This is a genomic window from Pseudoalteromonas sp. NBT06-2 (genome assembly GCF_002276045.1).
Classification (GTDB): domain Bacteria; phylum Pseudomonadota; class Gammaproteobacteria; order Enterobacterales; family Alteromonadaceae; genus Pseudoalteromonas.
The window spans coordinates 1-4,931 of sequence record NZ_NQMR01000248.1 but is presented as its reverse complement, the minus strand read 5'-3'; the positions used below and the strand labels follow the sequence as shown (position 1 = coordinate 4,931).

At 34.5% G+C, this 4,931-nt stretch carries 5 protein-coding genes; 4 read left to right on the top strand and 1 reads right to left on the bottom strand.

The genetic code is table 11. The features are described 5' to 3' along the window. Positions 1-235: 235 nt before the first annotated feature. Positions 236-1,402, bottom strand: coding sequence for a serine hydrolase domain-containing protein (locus CJF42_RS24775; protein ID WP_095369185.1), 1,167 nt, complete (start codon positions 1,400-1,402; stop codon positions 236-238). A gap of 436 nt (positions 1,403-1,838) precedes the next feature. Between CJF42_RS24775 and CJF42_RS24770 the strand changes: the two genes are divergently transcribed. From CJF42_RS24770 to CJF42_RS29170, 4 genes are all read left to right on the top strand, one after another. After that, positions 1,839-2,729 (top strand): bacteriophage abortive infection AbiH family protein, encoded by an 891-nt coding sequence (locus CJF42_RS24770; RefSeq protein WP_095369184.1) that lies wholly within the window; start codon positions 1,839-1,841, stop codon positions 2,727-2,729. A 115-nt stretch (positions 2,730-2,844) separates the two neighbouring features. After that, positions 2,845-3,003 (top strand): hypothetical protein, encoded by a 159-nt coding sequence (locus CJF42_RS27850; protein WP_170940759.1) that lies wholly within the window; start codon positions 2,845-2,847, stop codon positions 3,001-3,003. Positions 3,004-3,097: 94 nt separating this feature from the next. Then, a complete protein-coding gene (locus CJF42_RS24765) occupies positions 3,098-3,805 on the top strand; it encodes a hypothetical protein (RefSeq protein WP_095369183.1) in 708 nt (235 codons plus the stop codon). 352 nt (positions 3,806-4,157) lie between these two features. Beyond that, positions 4,158-4,730: a prepilin-type N-terminal cleavage/methylation domain-containing protein gene (locus CJF42_RS29170; protein ID WP_095369182.1), complete on the top strand. Its 573-nt coding sequence runs from the start codon at positions 4,158-4,160 to the stop codon at positions 4,728-4,730. Positions 4,731-4,931 lie beyond the last annotated feature (201 nt).

Sequence of the window (4,931 nt, the reverse complement as noted above, 5' to 3'; positions counted from 1 at the left end):
GGTTACCACTGCTTTTTGAGAAGTTACTTAACAACTAGCTAACTCATTGTAAATACGTAATTTAACCTTAAGTTAATGACATTGCTTCCGACAAAGTGGACATTATCTAAAATATTTTGACAGGAATTTTAGAGCAATCTACAGTTGTTTCACCGCTACCGAATAAACCTTCATACTAGAAGACATTTCATATATGTAAATGATCAAGTTAAAACGAACCTCAACATCCGTCTCCTTAATTGCATTTTGAGGAAGTTGAGTTCTTTCCACAAAGAGTAAAATCACCTGTTGCGTAAACAATATCTGCATCAACTGATGAGTAAAATCTTTTAAGAAGTTCTTGAAATTGAACCCCATAAAGATTGTTTGTCAGAAATACTAATATTTCGTCATCTTTATCATTTCGAGTCAAAAAAGTTCTAAATCCAACCCAACCACCATCATGAGTCATTTTATGAGACGATTTACTATCAACAATCCAACCAAAATTATAATTATAGGTTGAGCCGTCAACCAGCGAGGAATGCCTTAATGCTTCTTGTTTTTCTGATTCTGGTAGCAATGTATTATTCAGTAGTGCCCTATGCCATTTCAAAAGATCGCCAACAGTGGAATAAACAGAACCATCACCTGTCACACCTTCAATTTTATACAAATCGAGTAGTTCACCCTTATCTTGGCCAAAAACTCTAGACGGAAACTCTGTTTGTTTAGATAAAATGGTAAAGACGCGGGAATTTGACATATTAAGTGGTTGAAAAATATTCTGATATGAAAGATCTTCCAATGACTGATTAGATAATCTTTCTATAATGGCGGCAAGTATGACATATCCAGTATTACTGTATTCAAATTTAGTATTAGGAGCGAAATCCAATTTAGGCTTATGAATACTGAACAAATTCAGCATATCTTGATTTGTAAAAGCTTGCTTATCCCAATAAATATCGGACAGTTCTTCATAATCTATTAATCCAGATGTGTGATTAAGTAACTGACGTACAGTAATATTTGGATAAGGAAATTCTTTTAAAATATTTTGCACATTGTCGTCATATTTTAATTTACCTTGATATTTGAGGAGCATGATCCCAAAGGCTGTAAATTGCTTTGAGACTGAGGCAAGATTGAAAGATGAATCGATTGTTATTGGAGTGTTTTTATGTGGATGAAGTTTACCAACAGCTTTGCTATATAGTACTTTGCCATTGCGAGCATAAAGAAAGGTTCCACTGATTTCTTTTTCTACATCTAGGCTATCAATCCACAGATCAAATTCTGCTAACCTCTGTTGTTCACTTTTTTCAGTTGCTTGAAGATTTCCCTTTGTTAGTGAAGATGAAGTCGCATTCGAATTCACTAGAAGTAATTCAAAAAAAATGCACAATGTAATAATTTTCACTCAATATTCCTTTTGCTATTTGTTAAACGCTAACCGACTATAAAACCTTTATTTTGCTTGTCAATTAAATAGAAAAGTCTTAAAAATAATTAATGAAATTACAGCTTCGTACCTAAGTGATATTTATCATGGATGATTTGGCTCTTCAGTAACGACTGCAATAGGCTCTGAGCAGCTTTTAAATGAAAGTTTCTGAAGGTCTGCTTATGGCACGTAGCCGAATTTCGGCAAAGAGCGAATTAGAGACAATCAGCAAATTTTAAGGTATATAATTAAATTCTACTAAGCAGACACTCAATAAACTATTTCCTGTCCCTTTTTGTGTTAAAACGCTTGGACTCCTCATGTAATAACACCTTATTTTTGCTAAAGTGATAAATTTAGCGCACACGCAAAAAAACTATTGATTCTCTGCACTGCCGTAAGATATATTTTCGTGAGATCCAATCATTTATTCATTATCGGCAATGGCTTTGACTTGTGGCATAAAATGCCTACAAATTACAAAGATTTTTACAAGCAATACAGTGGATATCTCGATCAAATCGAGCACTACTTCCCAAGTGGTTTGGAAGAAGAAGAACTTTGGAGTGACTTTGAAAATGTGCTAGGTCAATTTGATGAATCTATTTTGGTAAGTGAAAACGATTTTATGGATTTCTCTGGGGATGATTTTCCAACGCAGCAGATGTATGGACTTGAAGACGCAGTAGATAATTTTAGCATCGAAATTGTCCAAGATATAACACGTAACTTTACTGGATGGATCAAGAGCATAAACCTAGAGAGTTCGGTTCAGCAAATGACGTTCCCAGATACAGCTCAATTCATTAGCTTCAACTATACCTCTACATTACAACAGTTTTACAAAATTCCGGAGGAGAACGTTTATCATATTCACGGTAGCGTAGGGCAAGCGAGTCTATTGATTTTTGGTCACACAGAAGCCGTGACTCATGCAAGGGCTGAAGAAGATAGTTATTATACGGAAGCAATAAATAATGGTCGGAAAGTATTAGAAGCTCTTCAAAAACCCGTCGATGATATTATAAGAGACAGGCTGAACCCTTTGCTAAAAAATAGTGAGGATATATCAGTGATTACCGTAATTGGCCATTCACTCAATAAAATAGACATTCCTTATTTTTCACGTATTGTGCATCAGCATCCAGATGCTCGCTGGCAGTGTTACTCATACAGCCAAGGCGAGGCAATTGCACACAGATCTATACTCGAACAAATTGGCGTTCCAGCAAATAACTTAAGTATAGGGACCTATGAGCAGCTTGTTAAACAATATCCACTGAAAGAGGCTGTTGTTATTTAGAAAGTTTGCTTTGTCACAAATAAGCTGGACGCTTGTTTGTCATACTTTGAGCATTGTTAAAAGTTAGAGTGTTTGTATGTCCTCACTTAGAAATGTTCAGAAATGAGTTATGGTAATGTCCGTTGTCATTATGACCTTAAGTTTAAGTCGAACGGCTCAAAATGGCACTTTTGCGAAGTTCGGCTCAGAGCGAAGAAGAGACGGTCGTTCAAACTCGTTTTTGGACAAAATTCAGTCTGATTGGCAGCTCTATTTATATGAAAAGCTATTATAAAAAATATGAATAATACCCAAATACCGCAGATTTGAATCATGCCAATTTTAAATGCATTATATAGTAAATTATCAGAAATTTAGAATACGAGTAAATGCCTAAAGATGATGTCGATTTATCAATGGATAAATCAAAAATAATTGAAGAGAATCTTTTACGAAATAAAATAAGCCCTCTAGACCCTGGTATTGAATATAAAATATTACATCGATTAGACTGCGTTAGGGAAGCTTTGGCTTACAGGTATTTTGAATTACTTAATAGTTCATACGAGCTATATAAATGTAAGAAATTTATATCTGGTTTATGTTTATCAAGAACAACACTAGAAACATTATCAGTTTTGTTATTCATTAATATTAAACTTAATAAGTTTGTAAATGGAAAAGATGTAAAGTCTTTATTTGACTTTGTCGAAAGACTGATGATGGGTCATTCACCTCATAATAAAAATACATCTGTTAATATAGAAAGTATAAATGTCATGAAGTTCATTGATGAGGCGGATAAGAAAATTAATAATTTTCGATCACTATACGACACCCTATCAGAGTACTCACACCCTAATTATCTAGGCTCGACAGATATGACTGTTTTTTTCTCAAATAGTTATGAAACTAGTAACGTAAATTTATCTGTGAAATTAAGCTCTACACTTAAATCACTTGTCGGCATTCACTGGCTTGAAGTACAGGAGCCTTATGGTGATCTTTATGAAAAATCATTGGATATTTTTATGGGTAAAAATGAAGCTGGAAATCTTCGTACCGAATTAGATATAACTTTAAAAGCACAAAAATAACACTTGTTATATTATCAAACAGAAATGATAAAGTGGTAGAGGCGAATTACACTTAAATCTCCTCTTATTGCACTTTTACAAAATTCGGCTCAGAACGAATAGCTGCCGTTGGCATCAGTCTCGTTAACGATTGCTATTCCGACAAAGCGGTCATTAGTATCAAAGAATACCTTATGACTTCAGATGCCAGAAGCGGACGTTAGCTAGGTTGAAATTAACAGTCTCCCGCTTATGTTGCTATAATTAAACCCAATAGTTAATTTGGTTTTCTGATAGAATAGTTATATTAAATTTTTTACTATAAAAACCGTATAGTTCCCTCATAATAAATTTGAGAGTATGGATATTATTAATGACTAATGTGAAAGGCTTTACATTAATCGAACTTATCATTGTTATAATCATTTTGGGAATTCTGGCTTCAACAGCTTTACCTAAGTATATAAACTTCAAAAAAGAGGCAGAAAAAGCAGTATTTGATGCTCACTTTGCTGCCTTAAGAAGTGCGGCTAAAATGTATCACTTGTCTTGGTTAGCGAAAGGAATGCCAAGTGGCACTTTCGGTAATTCTGTAAGTATACCTTCACTAAAAGGCTATCCTGCTGGAGGAAACAATCTAGATACTGCATTTGAAAGTGATTGTGTGACGATTTGGGCTGATTTATTACAAGGACAAAATATACCATTGGGATTTATTACAGCAACAAATGGTTGGGACGGGAGTGTTTCTAGTGATGAATGGGCTAGAAATGCAGGTCAAATTACTGCTTTAACTGAATCAGAAGACATATATTGTCATTTTGTATACACAGGTTCTTATTTTAGTGGTTCTTTCAATGGCCATATTGGAGAGCGAATTCCCGCAATCCAATATAATATTAAGACTGGTGAGTTAAGAAAAATTGAATGGCCATATAACCCGTAACTAACGATAAGTGCTAAACAGTCATTTCTAGTTCTTATCGTTCAAGCTAATCGTTCTGAATTACTGAAATGTCGCTTGCCTATAGATAAACCAAGCCTTACGTCTGCTTTCGTATCCTAGCCGACTTAAATAGAGCTGAATATTAGCCTCCATTTTTGACTACTTCAGGCTCAATGTTGCCATCCATGAATAAATAGCAAA